Annotated in this window: 2 protein-coding genes; one reads left to right on the forward strand and one right to left on the reverse strand. The window is 67.4% G+C overall.

What is annotated here, in order from left to right:
• Positions 1-14: 14 nt before the first annotated feature.
• Positions 15-881 carry an alpha/beta fold hydrolase gene (locus tag V7067_RS11125; RefSeq protein WP_334175972.1) on the reverse strand — a complete coding sequence of 289 codons (867 nt, stop codon included), beginning with the start codon at positions 879-881 and terminating at the stop codon, positions 15-17.
• Between the two features lie 346 nt (positions 882-1,227).
• Between V7067_RS11125 and V7067_RS11130 the strand changes: the two genes are divergently transcribed.
• A partial coding sequence (locus tag V7067_RS11130; protein WP_334175973.1) for a replicative DNA helicase occupies positions 1,228-2,650 on the forward strand: 1,423 nt, incomplete at its 3' end.

The following is a 2,650-nucleotide window of genomic DNA, read 5'->3' on the forward strand; positions in this document are numbered from 1 at the left end:
GTCGTCCGGCGGTTTCAGCCGGCGTGGACGGCGAGAAAGGCCGCGATGCGGCTTTGTGTCTCTTCATCCCACAAAAGCGGGGCGTGCCCCTCGCTGGCCACCGTTATGGCCTCAAGGCCGGGATGGCGCGCCGCCATGGCGGCGACGGTTGCCGGCGAAAGGATATCCGACAGCGCACCGTGCACCGAAAGCACCGGCACGGCGGCAAGCGCATCGAAGCCGGGCCAGAAATCCGGCACATGCGCCTTCGGGTCGAAGGCGCCGAAGGCCACTTCCAGCGCGCTGTCGTAATCGTTCGCCGGCACGCCGTTGTCGTCGCGATAGATCTGGCGGGCATAGCGCTCCCAGCCGGCGGCATCGAGCGCGGGGAAGAGCGCGCCCTGACCCGCCTTCAGCGCGGCAACCGCCGCAGGCCAGCTCGCCGGCAGCGGGCGGCCGATATAGCCGGCAATCCGCACCAGGCCGGCATGTTCGATCACCGGGCCGATATCGTTGAGGATGGCCGCCGCGATCAGCTCCGGGGCGACGAGCGACAGCGTCATCATGACGAGCCCGCCGCGCGAGGTGCCGAGAAAGGCCGCGCGGGGCAGGCCGAGATGCTTCAGCGCCAGCCGCACGTCGGCCGCTTCCACCGCCGGCGTATAGGTTTCCACCGGCGCGAAGGACGAGCGGCCGCGACCGCGCAGGTCGAGCGCGATCACGCGCCGGCCGCGGGCGACAAGGGCGGCGGCAAGGTCGGCAAAGTCGCGGGTGCAGCGCGTCATGCCCGGCAGGCAGACCAGCGGCAGGCCGGTGGCGCCCGGCGGATTCCAGTCGGCACCGGCCAGCGGCAGGCCGTCGCTGCCGGCATAGGTGAAGGGTTGCGGTTGCAGCCCGGGCATGACACCTCTCCCTTTGTGTCGTGCGGGTTGTGCGGCCGGCGTGCCGGACCCGGCGCGGGGCGGCCGCGCCCTCATCTTCGGGGCAAGCCTAGACCGCCGCGACAGCGGCTGCAAACTGCGATGTTTACGGAGTCGGTTGCACCACCGCCGCGTTGTGGTGCAACGCTGTTGAAATCGGGCCGGCGGCTTTTCTTCGGGGCGGGAAGGCGTTAACCAAGGGGTTCGCCCCGTCCGCGCCGGCGGGCCCCTCACATCGTGCGGGGTCCGGGGCCTGCGCCGGGTCCCCCGCGTGCCCCCGCAACCGGTTTTCGCTGGATCCGGGCCGTTCCGACACGGAGATCCGCCCATGGAGGCAACCCGCCGAAAGGACCAGACCGGGCCGCTCAGCCGTATGGCTCCGCACAATGTGGAGCTGGAACGCCAGCTCCTCGGCGCGATCCTCACCAATAACGAGACGTTCTACCGCGTCTCCGACTTTCTGGAATCCGATCATTTCTTCGTGGATGCGCACCGGCGCATCTATGAGAAGACCTCGCAGCTCATCCGCGCCGGCAAGACCGCTTCGCCGATCACGCTCAAGACCTTCTTCGGGCAGGAAGAGCAGATCGCCGACCTGACGGTGACGCAATATCTGCTGCGTCTCGCGGCCGATGCCACGACCGTCATCAACGCTGAAGACCATGGCCGCCTGATCTTCGATCTGGCGCTGCGCCGGGCGCTGATCCACATCGGCGAGGACATGGTCAACGTGGCCTTCGATTCGCCCATCGAGGCGCCGCCGAAGAGTCAGATCGAGGATGCCGAGCGCCGGCTCTACGAGCTGGCCGAATCCGGTCGCTACGAAGGCGGTTTCCAGACGTTCTCCGATGCGCTGACCGCCGCGGTGGACATGGCGGCGGCGGCCTACGAGCGCGCCGGCGGCCTGTCGGGTCTCTCCACCGGGCTGACGGATCTCGACCGCACCATGGGCGGTCTGCAGCGCTCCGACCTCATCATCCTGGCCGGCCGTCCGGGCATGGGCAAAACCTCGCTGGCCACCAACATCGCCTATAACGTCGCCCGCAACTACAAGGCCGTGTTGCAGCAGGATGGCTCCATGAAGGCGGAGGACGGCGGCATCGTCGGCTTCTTCTCGCTGGAAATGTCGGCCGAGCAGCTCGCCACCCGCCTGCTGGCCGAACAGTCCGGCGTGCCGTCCTCGCTCATCCGCCGCGGCTCCATCGATGCCGACCAGTTCGAGCGGCTTGCGGTGACGGCGCAGGAAATCCAGACGCTGCCGCTCTATATCGACCAGACCGGCGGCCTCTCCATCGGCCAGCTTGCGGCCCGCGCCCGGCGGCTGAAGCGGCAGCGCGGGCTGGACCTGCTGGTGGTCGACTATCTGCAGCTTCTGCAGGGCTCGTCGCGCCGCTCGTCGGAAAACCGCGTGCAGGAAATTACGGAAATCACCACCGGCCTCAAGGCGCTGGCCAAGGAACTTGCGGTTCCCATCCTCGCTTTGTCGCAATTGTCGCGTCAGGTGGAATCGCGCGACGACAAGCGGCCGCAACTTTCGGACCTGCGCGAATCGGGTTCGATCGAACAGGACGCCGACGTTGTGATTTTCGTGTTCCGCGAGGAATATTACCTGAAGAACAAGAAGCCCAAGGAAGGCTCGGAAGAGTTCTTTACCTGGCAGACGGAGATGGAGAACATCGCCGGCGTTGCCGAGGTGATCATCGGCAAGCAGCGTCACGGCCCCACCGGCACCGTTCTGCTGCAGTTCGATG

Source organism: Pseudoxanthobacter sp., assembly GCF_036822375.1.
Taxonomy (GTDB): Bacteria; Pseudomonadota; Alphaproteobacteria; order Rhizobiales; family Segnochrobactraceae; genus Pseudoxanthobacter.